General features: G+C 68.6%; 11 protein-coding genes. 8 read left to right on the plus strand and 3 right to left on the minus strand.

What is annotated here, in order from left to right:
- The 3 genes from ACFTZL_RS25330 to ACFTZL_RS25340 all read right to left on the minus strand — a co-directional run.
- Positions 1–5,142: family 43 glycosylhydrolase (locus tag ACFTZL_RS25330; protein WP_382587037.1), on the minus strand; the 5,142-nt coding region annotated here is incomplete at its 3' end.
- 211 nt (positions 5,143–5,353) lie between these two features.
- Positions 5,354–5,734 carry a nuclear transport factor 2 family protein gene (locus ACFTZL_RS25335; RefSeq protein WP_382587040.1) on the minus strand — a complete coding sequence of 127 codons (381 nt, stop codon included), beginning with the start codon at positions 5,732–5,734 and terminating at the stop codon, positions 5,354–5,356.
- Between the two features lie 45 nt (positions 5,735–5,779).
- Positions 5,780–6,541, minus strand: coding sequence for a nuclear transport factor 2 family protein (locus tag ACFTZL_RS25340; protein WP_382587043.1), 762 nt, complete (start codon positions 6,539–6,541; stop codon positions 5,780–5,782).
- 110 nt (positions 6,542–6,651) lie between these two features.
- Between ACFTZL_RS25340 and ACFTZL_RS25345 the strand changes: the two genes are divergently transcribed.
- The 8 genes from ACFTZL_RS25345 to ACFTZL_RS25380 all read left to right on the plus strand — a co-directional run.
- Positions 6,652–7,548 (plus strand): helix-turn-helix transcriptional regulator, encoded by an 897-nt coding sequence (locus ACFTZL_RS25345; RefSeq protein ID WP_382587045.1) that lies wholly within the window; start codon positions 6,652–6,654, stop codon positions 7,546–7,548.
- A 242-nt stretch (positions 7,549–7,790) separates the two neighbouring features.
- Positions 7,791–10,418 carry a tetratricopeptide repeat protein gene (locus ACFTZL_RS25350; RefSeq protein WP_382587048.1) on the plus strand — a complete coding sequence of 876 codons (2,628 nt, stop codon included), beginning with the start codon at positions 7,791–7,793 and terminating at the stop codon, positions 10,416–10,418.
- 24 nt (positions 10,419–10,442) lie between these two features.
- Complete coding sequence (locus ACFTZL_RS25355; RefSeq protein WP_372498773.1) at positions 10,443–10,529, plus strand: putative leader peptide; 87 nt, start codon at positions 10,443–10,445, stop codon at positions 10,527–10,529.
- 172 nt (positions 10,530–10,701) lie between these two features.
- Positions 10,702–11,898 carry an acyl-CoA dehydrogenase family protein gene (locus ACFTZL_RS25360; protein WP_382587051.1) on the plus strand — a complete coding sequence of 399 codons (1,197 nt, stop codon included), beginning with the start codon at positions 10,702–10,704 and terminating at the stop codon, positions 11,896–11,898.
- Between the two features lie 14 nt (positions 11,899–11,912).
- A complete protein-coding gene (locus ACFTZL_RS25365) occupies positions 11,913–13,544 on the plus strand; it encodes an ABC transporter substrate-binding protein (RefSeq protein ID WP_382587054.1) in 1,632 nt (543 codons plus the stop codon).
- On the plus strand, positions 13,541–14,494 hold the full coding sequence (locus ACFTZL_RS25370) for an ABC transporter permease (protein ID WP_382587057.1): 954 nt from the start codon (positions 13,541–13,543) through the stop codon (positions 14,492–14,494). Before ACFTZL_RS25365 ends, ACFTZL_RS25370 begins: the two co-directional genes overlap by 4 nt.
- A gap of 2 nt (positions 14,495–14,496) precedes the next feature.
- Entirely contained in the window at positions 14,497–15,345 is an 849-nt protein-coding gene (locus ACFTZL_RS25375) for an ABC transporter permease (RefSeq protein WP_382587060.1), read from the plus strand.
- Positions 15,345–16,076, plus strand: a 732-nt coding sequence (locus ACFTZL_RS25380; RefSeq protein ID WP_382587063.1) for an ATP-binding cassette domain-containing protein, incomplete at its 3' end; no start/stop codon positions are given. The genes ACFTZL_RS25375 and ACFTZL_RS25380, both read left to right, overlap by 1 nt.

Here is a 16,076-nt window from a genome sequence, read left to right on the forward strand (position 1 = left end):
GGTGTCCGGGCCGTCGGTGGCGGTGACTCTGAAGGCGTAGCCACCCTTGCCGCCCACCGTGCCGGTGCCCTGGTAGACGGCCTGGGAGCCGTTCACCACGAGCCAGTCGGAGCCGGTCGAGCGGAAGGTGAGCCGGGCGGAGCCGAAGACGAACGTGGCCTTGCCGGTGGGGACGGTGGCTCCCTTCCGGTACTCGGCGCCCAGGGTGAACGCCGCCTTTCCGGTCAGCCCCGGCCTGGCCGGGTAGGCACCGGCCGCAGAGGTGATCGTGCCGACACCGGCCGCGGGCCCGGCGGCACGGTCGTAGACGATCAGCTCCGCGAGCGTGGTGGTGTCCGTGCCCTCGTCATCGTCGGTGACCGTGACGACCGGGCGGTGGATGCCCGCGTGGTCGTAGACGTGTGCGGCGCGGCAGCCGGAGTCGGTGACCGTGCCGGTCGTCGGCCGGCTGCCGTCCTTCCAGTCGACCGTGCAGACGTGGCGGTCGGCCGTGCCCGCGTCGGCGAAGGAGGCCGTGACCACGGCGTCCTTGCCCACCGGGACGGGCGAGCCGGGGCCCTTGGCGGAGGTGATCGTCGGGGCGACGTTCGAGACCTTGACGGTCGCCGTGTCGGTGCCGCGTCCGCCGGTCAGGGTGACCTCGAAGGTGCCGTCGTCGGTGCAGGTGAGGGTCGTGCGGGCTGCCGCGGGGTCCTTGACGGCGCACGGCGCGCCGTCCCGCACGGTCCACTCGGGGGTGCCGGCCCCGGAGACGGTGCCGGCGAGCGTGATCGCCTCGCCCTCGGCGCCGGTGGCGTCCGGCCCGGCGTGGACGACGGTGACGGGGTCGATGCCGCCGAGGGTCGGGACGACCTTCTCGATCAGGCCGTCGGAGTCGAACTCCAGCTTGTCGATGGTGGTTTCGCGGTGGGTGCCGTCACCGCCGGGGATGGCGAAGCGGTGGTAGGCGATGTACCAGTCGTCGGTGTTCGGGACGTGGACGACGGAGTGATGGCCCGGGCCCTTGATGCCCAGGGACAGGTCCTTCTCCAGGATCACGCCCTGCTTGGTCCACGGGCCGGTGGGCGAGGGGCCGGTCGCGTAGGCGACGCGGTAGTTCTCGTCCCGGGTGTCGTTCTCCGACCACATGAAGTAGTAGGTGCCCTTGCGCTTGATGACGAAGGTGCCCTCGTTGTAGCCGCTCGGGGTGATGTCCTTGACCTGCGAGGTGTCGATGGAGGTCATGTCGTCGCCCAGCGGGACGACGTAGGCGCGGCCGTTGCCCCAGTAGAGGTACTTCTTGCCGTCGTCGTCGGTGAAGACCGCCGGGTCGATCATCTGACCGCGGAAGTCACCGGCCTTCAGCAGCGGCTTGCCCAGGGCGTCCTTGAACGGTCCGGTGGGCGAGTCGGACACCGCGACGCCGATGTTCGCGTCGGCGCAGAAGTAGAAGTAGTACTTCCCGTCCTTCTCCGTCATCGCCGGCGCCCAGGCCCGGCTGTCCGCCCAGCCGACGTCGGGCCCCAGGTCGAGGATGACGCCGTGGTCCTTCCAGTGGACCAGGTCCGTGGAGGAGTAGGCCTTGAACTGCGTGCCGCTCCAGCCCTCGAAGCCGTCGGTCGTCGGGTAGATGTAGAAGGTGTCGCCGAAGCGCTCGATGTTCGGGTCGGCGTTCAGACCCGGCAGGACCGGGGTCTTCATGATCAGCGCCGAGACCTTCCAGGTGCGCTTCTTGCCGTCCGAACCGGTGACCTCGTACGTCACCGGCCGGGTGAAGTCGCGCACGCTGCCGGAGGCGGGGCTGATCGTAGCGCCCTCGGCGAGCGTGAACTCCGGTGCCAGCGCGGTGAGATCGGTGCCCGCCTTCATCGGCAGGGTGATCGTGCCGCCCGCGTTGTCGATGAGCGCGTCGACCTTGAGCTGCGGGTGCGTCGCCTTGGCGATGCCCGTGGTGTTGCCGCTGAGTTCCATGACCTCGGTGCCGGTGAGGGCACGGTCGTAGACGCGGAAGTCGTCGACCTCGCCGCCGTAGTAGGGGTCGGCCGCGTACAGGGAGCGGCCGATGTAGCCGCTGTGGTCCTTGGTCGCGTCGTACAGCTCGGACGGCTTGATGGTGGTCGTCGTGCGGGCCGCCTCGACGCCGTCGGCGTAGAGGACCATGGTGCCGGTGGTGCCGTCCAGCGTCACTGTGACGTGCCGCCACTGCCCGGGCGTGAGCTGCGAGCCCGCCGTCAGCTTCGACTCCGCCGACCAACTCGCCTTCGTGATGGCCGAGTAGAGGCTGGAACCGCCGTTGGACGGGGTGGCGAACAGGTACTTGTCGCTGTCGGGACCGAGCCCGAACAGCCACTGGAAGCTGCTGCCGCCCTTCCACTTGGCGTACGTCGACACCGTCACGCTGTCGGCGTTCTTCAGGACACCGTTCGGGATCTTCACGTACGGCGAGGTCGACGAGTCGCCGGACATCTTGAACGAGCCGCCCTCGACACCGGTGCCGAACTCGGGCGTGCGCACGTAGGTGCCGTGGTAGCCGTGCCCGCTGGAGTCACGGGCGATGCTGCCGCTCGTCTCGTCGAAGTCGTAGTGCAGGAGCAGGTCGGCGGGAACCTCCGGTCCCTCCTCGGACACGGTGACCTCGGCCCGGACCGGGATCGCGGCGCCGTCCGGCAGGCTGCCGATCGCGGTGAAGGTGCCTGCCTGGGCGTACTTCGACGCCGGTACGTCCTCCCAGGTGACCGTGACGGGACGCTTGACGCCGTCGGCGTACTCGGCGATCACCGTGGCCGGCAGCACCGGCGCCCGGCCGATCCCGGTCTTCACGGAGACGTCCTCGACGCTCCGCACGACCTGATCCGGCTGGTAGGCGCGCAGCAGCCGGTCGTACTCGGCCTGGGTGACCGGCAGCACGGTGCCGTGCCGCGGCTTGGCCGGCAGGTCGTAGCCGGTGGAGGGGGTCCAGGTGCCCGAGTCGAGGTCGGTCGTCTCGAACGGGATGTAGCCGCGGCCACCGAACTCGTCGAGGAACGCGTACCACTTCTCCTCGGTGTTGGACTTGAACACCAGCGGTCCCTCGGCGGCGTTCATCGCGCCCTTGCCGATGCCCTCGGCGACCGCGGTCCAGGACGGGTTCAGGATGGAGTCGCTCTTCTCCTCGAAGATGAACTTGCTGTTGGGGGTGGAGGAGGTGTTGTTGCGCTCGTCCTTGGACAGGCGGTAGTACGTGCCGTCGTGCCGGATCATCGTGGAGTCGATGACCGAGTAGCCGCGGTCGATCCAGACCTTGGGTTCGCTGAAGGTGTAGAAGTCGCGGGTGGTGGCGTACATCATGCGGTTGTACGTGTCGCCGGAGTGGTCGGCGTTGTCGTACAGCTTCGACGCCCAGAAGACGACGTACTCGCCGCGCTCGGCGTCGTAGAACGCCTCCGGCGCCCAGGTGTTGCCGGCGCTGTCGGGCGAGACCTTGACCAGGCGCTGGTTCGTCCAGTGCACCAGGTCGGTGGACTCCCAGACCATGATGGACTTGCTGCCGGTGCGCTGGGAGGCGTCCCAGTCGCCGTTGCCGTAGATCCTGAGGTCGGTGGCGATCTGGTAGAACTTGTCGCCCTCCGGGGAGCGGATGATGAACGGGTCGCGCAGGCCCTTCTCGCCGAGCGTGGAGGTGAGGACCGGTTTGCCTTCGTTCAGTTCGCGCCAGTGCAGCGGGTCGTTGCCCTTGCTGAGGGCCGCGTAGAGCTGCTCGCCGTCCGAGGTGCCCTCGCCGGTGAAGTAGCTGAACATGTAGCCCTTGAGTGCCGCCTCGGCGGGCAGTTCGGGCACCTTGGCCGTCATGACGCGCGTGGCCTGGGCTTCGCCCTTGGTGACGGTGGCGGTCAGCTCGACGGTGGCGGCGCCGTCACCGTGCGCGGGGCGGTGGACGACGCCGTCGGCGGAGAGAACGTCCGGCTTCGCGGAGGACCAGGTGACGGCGGTGCCGTACTTGCTGCTCTTGGGCAAGGTGAGGTTGCCGCGCGCGTCGTCGAGGTTGTGGACCGTGAGCGCCTCGGCGGCCTCCCGGGTGGCGGCGTCGTCGCCGAGCGCGGGCCGGACCGTGACGTCGAAGGTCTTGGTGCCGGTCACGGTGCCCTTCTTCAGGGTCGCCGTGAGCGTGGCTCGGCCGTCCGGTGAACCGGCCTCGGGGCGGGTCACCTTGCCGGTGTCCGACACCACGGACGGGTTGTCGCTGTCCCAGCCGATGGAGGAGCCACCGGCCGTGCCGGTCCTGGGCAGGTCCAGGTCGGAGGTGACGCCGCTCGTATCACCGAGGCTCAGGGCGTCCTTGTCGTCGGCGACGCCCTGCGTGGCGACGGGGAGGGAGAGCTGCTCGACCTCCGAGCCGTCCAGTGCCCGGTCGTACACACGGAAGTCGCGTATCCGGCCCTTGAAGAGCTTGTCGCCGTCGTAGACGGACTTGCCGATGTAGTTGGCCTTGGTGGTGCCGGAGCCGATGGCGCCGGGCGTGGTGGTGACCGAGGTGTTGCGGCCGACCTCGACGCCGTCCTCGTAGAGCACGCCCGTGGAGCCGGTCTGGGCGTAGGTGAGGTGCTTCCACACGCCACGGGTCAGGTTGTGGGAGTCGGACGGCTTGGTGGTCTGCTCGGTCGACCAGTTGCCCGTCGCGACGGAGGTGCGGAAGGAGTTTCCGGTGGTGAACAGGTAGCCGTTGCCGCTGCCCGCGCTGGTGTTGCCGAAGCCGTAGAGGAAGTAGGGCGTGCTCTGGGCGGAGTCGATCCGTACGTCCATGGAGACGGTGATCGAGTCCATGCCCTTCATGACGTCGTCCGGCACCTTGATGTAGGTGTCGGAGCCGTTGAAGGCGAGCCCCTGACCGGATGCCGACCAGTCGGCGGTACCGCTGACCGTGCCGTTCCGGCCGTTGCCGGAGGCGTCGGTCACGGTGCCGCCGAAGCTTGCGTCGAGCTTGTACCACAGGGCCAGGCCGTCGGTGATGTCCGCGGCTTCGGCCGCCGGCGCCGCCTGGGCCGCCTCGGTCGCCTCGGTCGCCTGGGCGGAGGCGGTGGGTCCGGCGAGGGTGAGCAGCATCGACGCGGCGGTCAGTCCGGCGAGATGGCCCGCCCAACGTCTCGCGCGGCTGCGAAGTGGTGCGCATCGTGCGACGTGCGTCATGTCGAGGTTCCCTGCTGAGGCATGGCTGATGACGGGCAAGGCGGAACGCAGAACGAGGAGCCGACGAAGCGACGGCAAGCTCTTGCCGTGGGCCTGCCGTTACACGCAGGTGACGTGTGTTGCGAGAGTCTCAGCCGACGCCCAGGGCAGCGTCAATAGGTTTCGAACAATGTCCGGCAGGTCGAACACATCCGTCCGGCTCGCGGTGACGCTAGAACATGGTGTTGTCGTTCTTGGAGGTGGGCGGGATGACCTGGAGGACGTCCCAATGTTCGACGATCTTGCCGCCCGCATCGAAGCGGAAGATGTCGATGCCCGCGTACTCCTCCTCGGGCCAGATCTGGTGGCAGTGCAGGATGACGTGGTCGCCTTCGGCAAAGGCCCGCTTGAATTCGACGCGCTTGCCGGGATACTCGGCGGCCATGCGTTCGAAGTAGTCGATGAACGCCTGCTTGCCGTCGGCGACGTGCGGGTTGTGCTGGATGTACGTGTCACCGACGAACTGGTCGATGGCCTCGGCCGGGCGGCACTGGTTGAACATCAGGTGGTAGAACGCTTTGGCCGTGGCCTTGTTCTTCTCCGGGTCCCTCATGGTTCCTCCATAGGGTCGGGCGCCGGGTGCGGCGCGATGAGTACGTCAGAACAGGTCGTTGGAGTGCGGGAGTTCGGCGGGCACGGGGGCTACGACGTCCCAGTGCTCCACGATCTTGCCGTCCTGGACGCGGAAGAGGTCGTAGTAGGCGACGGGAACGCCGAACTCGCCCTCCGACTGGAGCAGTACGAAGTCGCCCTCGGCGATGACCTTGTGGACGGTCTTGTAGACGAGGTTCTTGCCCTGCTCGGCCCACTTCGCGGCGGCGGCACCGAAGCCGTCGAGGCCGTCGGCCGCTTCCGGGTTGTGCTGGTGGTATGTCTCGGTCGAGATGTAGTCGGTCAGTACCGAATAGTCGGCGCCCTTGAGGACCTTCTCGGCGAACTCCCCCACCAGGGCGCGGTTGGCCTCGGTCCTGTCCAGGTCGGCAGGCTCGGTGGGGCCGTCGGTCTGGGAGCGGCCGGAGGCGGTGTCCCCGACCACCGGGGTCAGGGCGTCCCAGTGCTCGGCGAGCTTGCCGTCGGCGTCGACGCGGAAGATGTCGAAGGCGACCAGCGGGTCGGGGCCGAAGCCGTGGTACGTGCCGTGCAGGGCTACCAGGTCGCCGTCGGCGATCACCCGGGCGCCCTCGTACCGGAATCCCTCCGGCAGGCCGGCGACCAGTTGGCGCAGGGCCGCGGGGCCGTCGGCGGCCAGGGCGCTGTGCTGGCGGTAGTCGGCGGAGACCCAGCGGTCCACCGCGCTCGGGTCCTTCTTTCCGAACAGCTCGGCGGCTGCGGTCAGGACGGTGTTCTTGGCGTTGCTCATGACGGTTCTCCTTGCTTACCGCTTTCCGACACCGGCCCCATTCCGAACGGGCCGACACCTTCAAGTTATGGGTCGTGAACAAGCCGGATCAGATACGCTGGCGACTCGCTATGGTCAAAAAGCGACACGATGCCGATCGCGGCATCCCGGAGATCCCCTTCGCCGCGCCCGCCGGCACCCCCGCCGGCGTGGAGGTGCTGTCCCTCGCCGACCTGCGCCACCGGGTCCCCGCAGAGCGGCTCGCGGCGCCCCAGCGTCCGGACTTCCACCACCTGATCGCCCTCACCGGCGGGCCCCTGGGACACACAGTCGACTTCACCGCCTACGCCCTCGACCCTGGCTCCTGGCTCTGGGTACGCCCAGGGCAGGTCCAGCAGTGGGGGGACCTCACCGACGCCGAGGGCACCCTGATCCTGTTCCGCCAGGACTTCCTCGACCCGGCCACCACGCACGGCGCTCGCACGGAAGACCCGTACGGCCCGATCCTGCGCCGCCCCCTGCCCGACGACGCAGCGGCCCTGCGACTGGCCGCCGACCACCTCGCCACCGAGTTCCACGCCCTCGGACATCTGCCCCTCGAGATCCACACCGCGGCCCTGCGCCACCTGCTCGCGGTCCTCGTCCTGCGGCTGGCGCACCTCACCGCGCCCGCCGGCGGTCCCGCGCCCGAACCCGACGCCACCTATCTGCGCTTCCGCGATGCCGTGGAGAAGGACTTCGCGCGCACCCGCCGAGTGGAGGACTACGCCGAGACGCTCGGCTACTCGGCCCGCACCCTCTCCCGCGCCACGCTCACCGCCGCCGGCCTGGGCGCCAAGGAATTCATCGACCGCCGCGTCGTCCTGGAGGCCAAGCGCCTCCTGGCCCACAGCGACCAGAGCGCCGCCCGTATCGCGGACCGTCTCGGCTTCTCCAGCGCGACGCACTTCAGCAAGTACTTCCACCACCGCACCGGCCAGACCCCGGTCACATTCCGCGAAACGGTCCGCGGGCACCCCGCGAAGTGAAACGCGGCCTATGGAATCGGGCGATTATCTTCTCTCGGCAGCGCGAGATGGTTGCCCTGTCTACAATCTCGTTCTTGGATACGGTGGTTATGAGGTAAGAACTTCACCATCGGGATTCACACACGACTCGTGGATTCGTCATGTTCAACCGCCGAGGAGCAAGCGAAGGGGGCCTGACTTCTTCACTGCCTGCTCCCCGGAGGGTGGCGTGGTGGGTCTGGAGCGGTGTGGGGACCGTCGGGATGATCGGTCTGCTGATGTGGGCCGGCGAAGATCATCCAGCCTGGAATGAAAGTGCGTGGGACTGGGCCTGGGGGTGGGTACAGGGGATCGCCGGATGGGTGGCGCAGATCTGCGGCGGCCTCGGCAGGGTCTTCGATCAGAGCGGCGGCCTGTCGCTGGCCGAACGGTTTGGGTTCTTCGCAGCCATCCTGCTCCTTCTCTACTTCTACTGGAGGGCGACGCGAGCGTGGCTGGCGTTCAAGCCAGGCCCCGTCGACGTACAGCAACTCATCGACTCGACACCGCCCCTGGGGACGAACAAACCCTCCATCGAGGACCTGACCGCCGAGTTTCGACGACAACTGTCCGAGAGCAGCATGTACGCGCCGACAACGCTGCCCGCCGAGGCACCGCCGATGAGCTTTCTGGAACTGCTCGGCGACGTCGAGATCGACCCCAAGAAGCTGGGCGCCATTCTGCCGCGCCTGCTCAGCAGGCTTCGCCCGAAGTTGGCCTATCGAGTCAGCGGGGTGCTCCGGCACCGGGACGAAGGGCCGGAACACTACGGCATGACCGTCACCGTCATGGCATTTGTCTTCGGCGGCTCACGCGCGTTGACCGTATGGGGAAAGGACTGGGACGAGGTCATCCGCAAAGCCGGACACTGTGTGATCAGCTCGCTGTTGCCCGTGACCCGCGCCGGCAGGCAGCCGCCTTGGCGGAAGTGGTGGGGACGGGAGCTGAATCCAGCGCTGTACGCGTCCTATCAGAGGGCGAACCAGTTCAGCCGGGCAGGCCACTATCACGAGGCTTTGGAACAGTACTACGAAGCCATCAAGCTCGATCCTGTAAATCCATACCTGCGAGCGGAACTGGCCGAGGTTCAGGAGAAGATGGGCCTGCACATCGATGCGCTCGATACCTGCCAAAGGGCTCTTACCCTCGATGGACAGACCGCGCACGAGTATAACAAACGCCTGTGGCAAAGCGGCGGGAACCTGCACTCGCGCCGATTCCGTTATCTCCGGCACCCTCGAAAATACCGCGACGTGCTCGGTCTTCGCTACCGAAACACCATCATCCTGGGGATCTCTGAGAAGATAGCGCAACAATGGTACGAGCGCAGCGGTGCAAATTGCAAGGACACACACAAAGATCTTATACCGATTCTCGTGGACCGTTACTGGCCAGTGGCCATCGAATTGGCCGATATCGACCCCCTGCACCAAGAACAGGCGGAGCACCTGGACAATGAAGAAAAGGCCAGAGAATGGATCGAGGCTGCGCTGTCGCGGAAGCGGCCGCCTGACAGTAAAGACCGCGATACGCCGGATATAAATCTGAGCCGGATCCGTCTGACCTTCCAGAAAGCCGCTACACAAGAGACAGACCGTCTCGCCGCCGATGACCTATGGGCTCGCATGGCCGGGCTCTATGCACCCGAGTGGGTGTGGATTTTTATGCGGCTCTTCTGGCCCTTCTCCTATGCCCAAAGTGCGCGCGTTCCACTGCAGCCGGTAACCCGGGGAGCATTCCAGGTCAACCGAAAGGTGTGGGCACCACTACGGTTGACCTGGGCCACCGAGTGCTTCGACAACTGCCGTCTGTCCCGGAAACGCACCAATGCCACGGAACTCCGCAAACAGATCAATACAGCCCGGGGGCGAATCCCCCTTCGTCCCACGTGGCGCCGTCGCGACTGGCTGACGCTTTACAACAGCGCCTGTGTATATGCCGTAGCAATGATGAAAGAGGCCACCACGAAGAAGCTCAGCGACCAGCTTGCCCGTTGTGCGGTCACGACACTGGAGAAAGCGGTCCTGGTCTCGAAAGGCAAGTTCGCGTCGGTGGAGCAGGCATGGCTGATCAATGAGGACCCCGATCTGGCATTGCTCCAGAGGCACAGATACTTCAAGAGGTTCAGAGATACCGCCTACCCGTCCCCGGACGTCTCCAAGAAACCTGTTCCGAGCAACATAGAGCAGATGAGGGCCTACGACTACCGGCTCCTTGAGGAAACCGCCAAGGTGATGCAGAAGGTCTGGCTCCGACGGAGCGAGGAGGAGGGCTTCGATATTCATGAGGCGACCGAGTGGCTGCGAGTCGAACGCGACATCTGGAAACGGATTCATGAGGTCGCCGCCGCTGACCACAGATGGAGATGGCGCTACCGCGTGGATCTCATACGCTCGGTCCAGGGCAACAGCGATCCGATCCTGTGCGGCACCGCAGGTTTCCCTCCTTCCGTACTTGCGGACGAGCCCCCGGACGGCCATCCGACCTGCGAGGAAATCGAAGAACTGCTGAGGAACGTGATGAGGAATACGGAGGGGTCGCGGGCTCCCGACTCACGTAGTCTGAAATGGCAACAGTTCTTCAGTCAGGCCACAGCGACGCGTGAAACCTCACTCAGTCCGACCACCTCCCGCTATCTGTCGTCCGGATATGCGGCGACGTGGCAGACGTTCCGCGACTGGCTGGCAGGGGAGCCCAAGGACCAAGAGGGTGAACAGTCGTTCCTCGCTGCTGTGGAGAGGCTCCCTGAGCCAGAGCGACGGCCCTCCGCGGGCCCCGCTCGGCGACCCGGCCGCGCTCCGTGGAAGGGAATCCCGATCGCCGCTTCGCGAAAGCCGTCTCGACCGCGCTGACAGCCGTCTGGTTCAATGTCGATCATGTTCGACCGGCAGAAGCTCACGCAGCGACGTCATGTCGATCTGTCGCGTGTCTCGAGTGCCGTCTGTCGCAGCGCCGCCGCGTAGGTCGCGCGTCGTTTTCCTGACAGGCCCGAAGGGCTGAGCACCGCCCTCTCCGCAGGCCCGGCCGCGCCCACCTCCGCGCTCTCCCCCTTCAGTTTGCGGCTCTACGCCGTGCCGTCTTCCGCCCCCGCGCGCTCGCCGACACGCGCCCCGCCCCGCCCCCGGAGGCCTCTCCATGCCCTCTCGCGTCCCTCCGCACACCCTCTCCCTGGCGCCGCCCGAGCTCCTCGACCACATTCGCGCCGACGCCGCCCCGCTGGAGGCCGCGCGTGAACTCCCGTACAAGAGCGTTGACTTGGTCCGCGACAGCAGGCTCGGCGCGTTGCGGGTGCCCCGGGAGCACGGTGGCGCGGGCGGCACCCTCGTCGACCTGTTCCGCCTCGTCATCGATCTGGCCGAGGCCGACTCGAACGTGGCACAGGCGTTGCGCCCGCACTTCGGTTTCGTGGAACTGCTCATCAGCCAGGGCACCGTGGACGAACGCGCCCGCTGGTATCCGGCGGTCGCCGCCGGTGAGCTGTTCGGCAACGCGGCGTCCGAGCGCGGCACCGCGCACCCCGGCGAGATTCGTACCCGCATCACACGGGACGGCGCGGCGTTCCGCGTGGACGGCACGAAGTTCTACTCGACCGGCGCGCTCTTCGCCGACCACGTCGTCGTGATCGCGCTCGACGACGAGGACCGTCGCGTCCGGGTCGTGCTGCCGCGCTCACGCGAGGGCGTCGAGCTGGTCGACGACTGGGACGCGCTCGGCCAGCGCACCACCGCCTCCGGTACGACGCACCTGCGGCAAGTGGTCGCGTACGACGACGAGGTCGCGGTCGACGCGACCGGCCGGCAGCGCCGGACCCATCTGGGCCCGTACTACCAGCTGTTCCTGGCCGCCGTGCACGCCGGGATCGCCAAGGCGGCCCTGGCGGACGCGGTGACGTACGCCCGCGAGAGGGCGCGCGCCGTCCAGCACGCAGGCGTCGACAGGGCAGTCGACGACCCCGTGGTACAGCTCGCCGTCGGCGACATCGCGGCCGGGGCGCTGGCCGCCGAGGCGGTGGTGCTGCACGCCGCCGCCGTGATCGACGCGGCGCTCACGGTCCCCGCCGACGACGACATCACCGGCGCCCCGGACGCCCTGCACGCGGCAGCCGCCACGGTCGCGCAGGCCCAGATGACCGCCGCCCGCGCCGCGTTGAGCGCGGGTGAGCGCCTCTACGACGTCGGCGGGGCGTCGGCCACGCTCCGCGAGCACCACCTGGACCGGCACTGGCGCAACGCCCGCACCGTCGCCTCCCACAACCCGATCGCACACAAGTCGCGGGTGTCCGGCGACTGGCTGCTCAACGGCACCCCTCCCCCGCTCAACGGCTTCTTCTGACCCCCGGAGTCCCCGTGAAACCGCCCACCCGTCTCCTCCTCACCCTCCCGCTCCTGCTCCTCGCCACCGCCTGTGGAACCGGCGAAGCCGTCACGTCCGTCACCGCGCGACCAGCACCGGGCGGCACCCTCACCTATGCCACCGACCGCGAGCCCACGTGCCTGGACCCGCATGTGGCCGGTGACATGCCGCAGGCGTACGTCGCCCAGCAGGTCCTGGACTCGCTCGTCGCGCTCGACGACAAGGGCAGGGCCCAGCCGTGGCTGGCCACGTCCTGGGACATCGCGAAGGACGGCCGGACCTACACCTTCCACCTGCGCCGTGATGTCCGGTTCACCGACGGCACCCGTTTCGACGCGGCGGCCGTCAAGGCCAACTTCGATCACATGGTCGACCCCGACACCCAGTCCGGTACGGCGGGCGGCTATCTCGCTCCCTACCAGCGGACCGACGTGGTCGACGAGTTCACGGCGCGCGTCCATCTGGACCGCCCGTACTCGCCGTTCCTGAACATGCTCGCGCAGGCGTTCCTCGGCATCCAGTCGCCGAAGGCCCTCGCCCGGAGCAAGGAGGCGAACTGCGCGGCGCCCGTCGGCACCGGCCCGTTCATCGTGCGGAAGTGGAACCGGCAGTCGGACGTCGTCCTGGTCCGCAATCCGCGCTACAACTCACCGCCGCCGTACGCGAGGCACTCCGGGCCGGCTTACGCGGACAAGGTGATCTGGCGGTTCATCCCGGAACCCGCGACGCGGTTCGCGGCCGTGCAGTCGGGTCAGGTCGACGTGATCGACGCGCTGCCGCCGGAGGACCAGCGGACCGCCGAGCACGACGACCGTCTCAAGGTCGTCGTGCGCGACCGCCCGGGCAATCCGACGAATCTCGCCCTGAACACCTCCCGGGTGCCCTTCGACGACGTCCGCGTCCGCAAGGCGTTCCTGTACTCGGCGGATGTCGCCGACGGCCTCAAGAGCGTGTTCTTCGGCCAGTACCAACGGGCGGGCGGCCCGCTCAGCTATGTGACGCCGCACTACTCGGACGCGTACGAGAACGCCTGGCCCTACGACCCGGAGAAGGCGAACTCGCTGTTGGACCAGGCTGGTTGGCGCAAGCGCGACAGCGACGGCTACCGCGTCAAGAACGGCGTACGCCTCACCGCCGAGGTACTCCTCAAGTCGGACATCACCCCGAACCAGCTGGCCCTGCTGGAGCAGATCCAGGCCACCGCCAAGGACGTCGGCTTCCAGCTCAAGCTGCTGCGCCTGGACGCCGCGAGCGTCAACAGCCGTTATCAGGCGGGGAAATACGACCTGCGCGACGGCTACTGGAACACCAACACACCGGACGTACTGCACACCGTCTTCGGCAGCGAGTACGCCGTGAAGAACGGGATCCACTCCAACGCGACGTACGCGAAGGACCCTGCCCTCGACAAGCTGTTCCGTGCCGCGCAGGCGACCACGGACCCGGACGAGCAGCAAAAGCTCTACGGCGCGGCACAGCGGCTGATCTCCGCGGGCGCCTACCAGTTGACCCTCTACCCGCAGACGACCCGCCTCGCCGCGCACAACGGCTCGGTGCGCGGCGCCGCCCTCGAACCGGCCCTTTCCCTGCCCTACCTCTACGACGCCTGGGTGAGCTCCCGATGACGACACCTCCCTTGTACCGCCGGGTCCTGGTCCGCGTGGCGGGCGCCGCACTCGTCCTGTGGGCGGCGGCGACGGTCACGTTCTTCGCGCTGCATCTGGTGCCGGGCGACCCCGTGCTCGTGCTGCTGGGCGGCGGTTCCGGAGCCAATCCGACACCGGAGACGATCGCCGCGACGCGCCACGCGTACGGCCTCGACCAGCCGCTGTACGTCCAGTACGCGCAGCACCTCGGGCGGCTGCTCACCGGAGACCTGGGCGTCTCGACCTCCTTGAAGGAGTCGGTGGGCAAGGTCATCACCGAGCAGCTCCCGTCGACGCTCCAACTCACCGCCCTGGCCCTTCTGTTCGCGTGGCTGATCGGCGCGGCGGTGGTCCTCTTGTCGACCGGCAAGGGGGCCGTCGGGCGGTCCCTCGGCTCGGGTCTGGAGACGGTCGCCGCTGGGCTTCCGCACTTCTGGCTCGGGGTGGTGCTGCTGTACGTGTTCGCGTTCCGTCTGGGCTGGTTCCCCGTCGCGGGCGGCACCGGGTTCATCGGCCTGGTTCTGCCCGCGCTGACCCTGGCCGTGCCGCTCGCCGGATATCTCGGGCAGGTGACACGCGTCGCGCTCCTCACCGCCCTCGACCAGCCGTTCGTCACGTCGGCGCGGCTGCGCGGCATGAGCGCGGGGGCCGTGCGCGCCCGGCGTGCACTGCGCCACGCGCTGCTGCCGCCGCTCACCCTGTCCGGCTGGGCGGTCGGCGCGCTGTTCTCCAGCGAGGTCGTCGTGGAGGCGGTGTTCGCGCGCCAGGGCGTCGGCCGGGCGCTCCTGAACGCCGTGATCGCCCGTGACCTGCCGCTCGTCACCGGGATCGTGCTGCTCATCGCCACGGTGTACGTCCTCGTCAACCTCGCCGTCGACCTGCTGTACGCGGTGGTCGACCCGCGCGTCCGCACCCCCCGGGAGATCTGACCGTGACCGCCCTGACCACGTCCCTGGCCCCGGCTCGCACCCGGTCGCGGCTGCGTCCCGGCCTGTTCGCCGCCGGCCTCTTCCTGACCCTGGTGGTCGTCGCCGCGCTCGTCCCGGGCCTGCTCACGTCGTACGCCCCGGATGCGATCAAGCCCGCCGACTTCTTCCGGTCCCCCTCCGCCGAGCATTGGTTCGGCACGGACCAGAACGGCCGCGATGTGTACACACGAGTGGTGTACGGCGCGGGGCAGTCCCTCCTCATCGGGCTCGGTGCCACCGCGATCTCCCTGAGTCTCGGCATCACGCTCGGCCTGGGCGCCGCTCTCGGCGGGCGCCGCGTGGACTTCGCCGTCGGCCGCGTTCTCGAAGTCCTCTTCGCCTTCCCGGGATTGCTGCTCGCGCTGCTCTTCATCGCCGTGTTCGGCACGGGCGCGGTGACGGCGGCGATCGCGGTCGGGATCGGCGAGGCCGCCGGGTACGCGCGGCTCATCCGCTCCCAGGCCACCACCGTCGTCCGCTCCGGGTACGTCGAGGCGGCGCGCGGCCTCGGGCACTCCCCCGCGCGCGTCGTGCGGCGCACCGTCCTGCCCAACGTGCTGCGGCCGCTGGCCGCCCTCGCGACCCTCGGCATCGGTCAGTCCGTGGTGTGGGCGTCGTCTCTCTCGTTCCTGGGCCTCGGCGCGCAGCCGCCCGCGGCGGAGTGGGGCGCGATGCTCGCGGACGGCCGCACCTTCCTCCAGTACGCCTGGTGGACGTCGTTCTTCCCGGGCCTGTTCATCGTCCTGACCACCTTGTCCACGACCGTTCTCGGCCGCCGTCTGCAGGCGTGGCTCGACGTGAGGAGCAGCTGATGCCTTCCAACGCCCCTGACCATCATGACGCGTTGATATCCGCGCGGAACCTGACTGTCGGCTTCGGCGACCGCGAGGTCGTGCGCGGCGTCTCCCTCACCGTGCGGCGCGGGGAGACCGTCGCCCTGGTCGGCGAGTCCGGCTCCGGCAAGAGCGTCACGGCCCGCACCCTGGTCGGCCTGACCGGCGCCGGTGCGCGGGTGGCGGCGGACGGGCTGACCTGGCAGGGCGAGGACGTCCGTAGCTGGGGTGAACGGCGCTGGCGGCGCGTCCGCGGCCGGGGCATCGGGTTCGTGCTCCAGGACGCGCTCGTCTCGCTCGACCCGCTGCGTCCGGTCGGCAAGGAGATCGAGGACGCATTGCGGCTGCACGGCCGCGGCGACCGGGCCACGCGGCGGGCCCGCGTTCTCGAGGTGATGGCGCAGGTCGGCATCCCGGACCCCGAACTGCGCGCCGCCCAGCGTCCGCACGAGCTGTCCGGCGGGCTGCGCCAGCGCGCCCTGATCGCCGCCGCGCTCGCGCTCGACCCGCCGCTGCTCATCGCGGACGAGCCGACGACGGCCCTGGACGCGACGGTGCAGGCCCAGATCCTCGACCTCCTGGCGGCCGCCCGCAGCCGGGAGCGCGGTCTGCTGTTCATCACCCACGACCTGGGGGTCGTACGACGGCTCGCGGACCGGGTGGCGGTGATGCGCGGCGGCGAGATCGTCGAGGAGGGAGAGGCGGTCGCC

This window comes from Streptomyces sp. NPDC056948, from assembly GCF_042674225.1.
Classification (GTDB): domain Bacteria; phylum Actinomycetota; class Actinomycetes; order Streptomycetales; family Streptomycetaceae; genus Streptomyces; species Streptomyces purpurascens.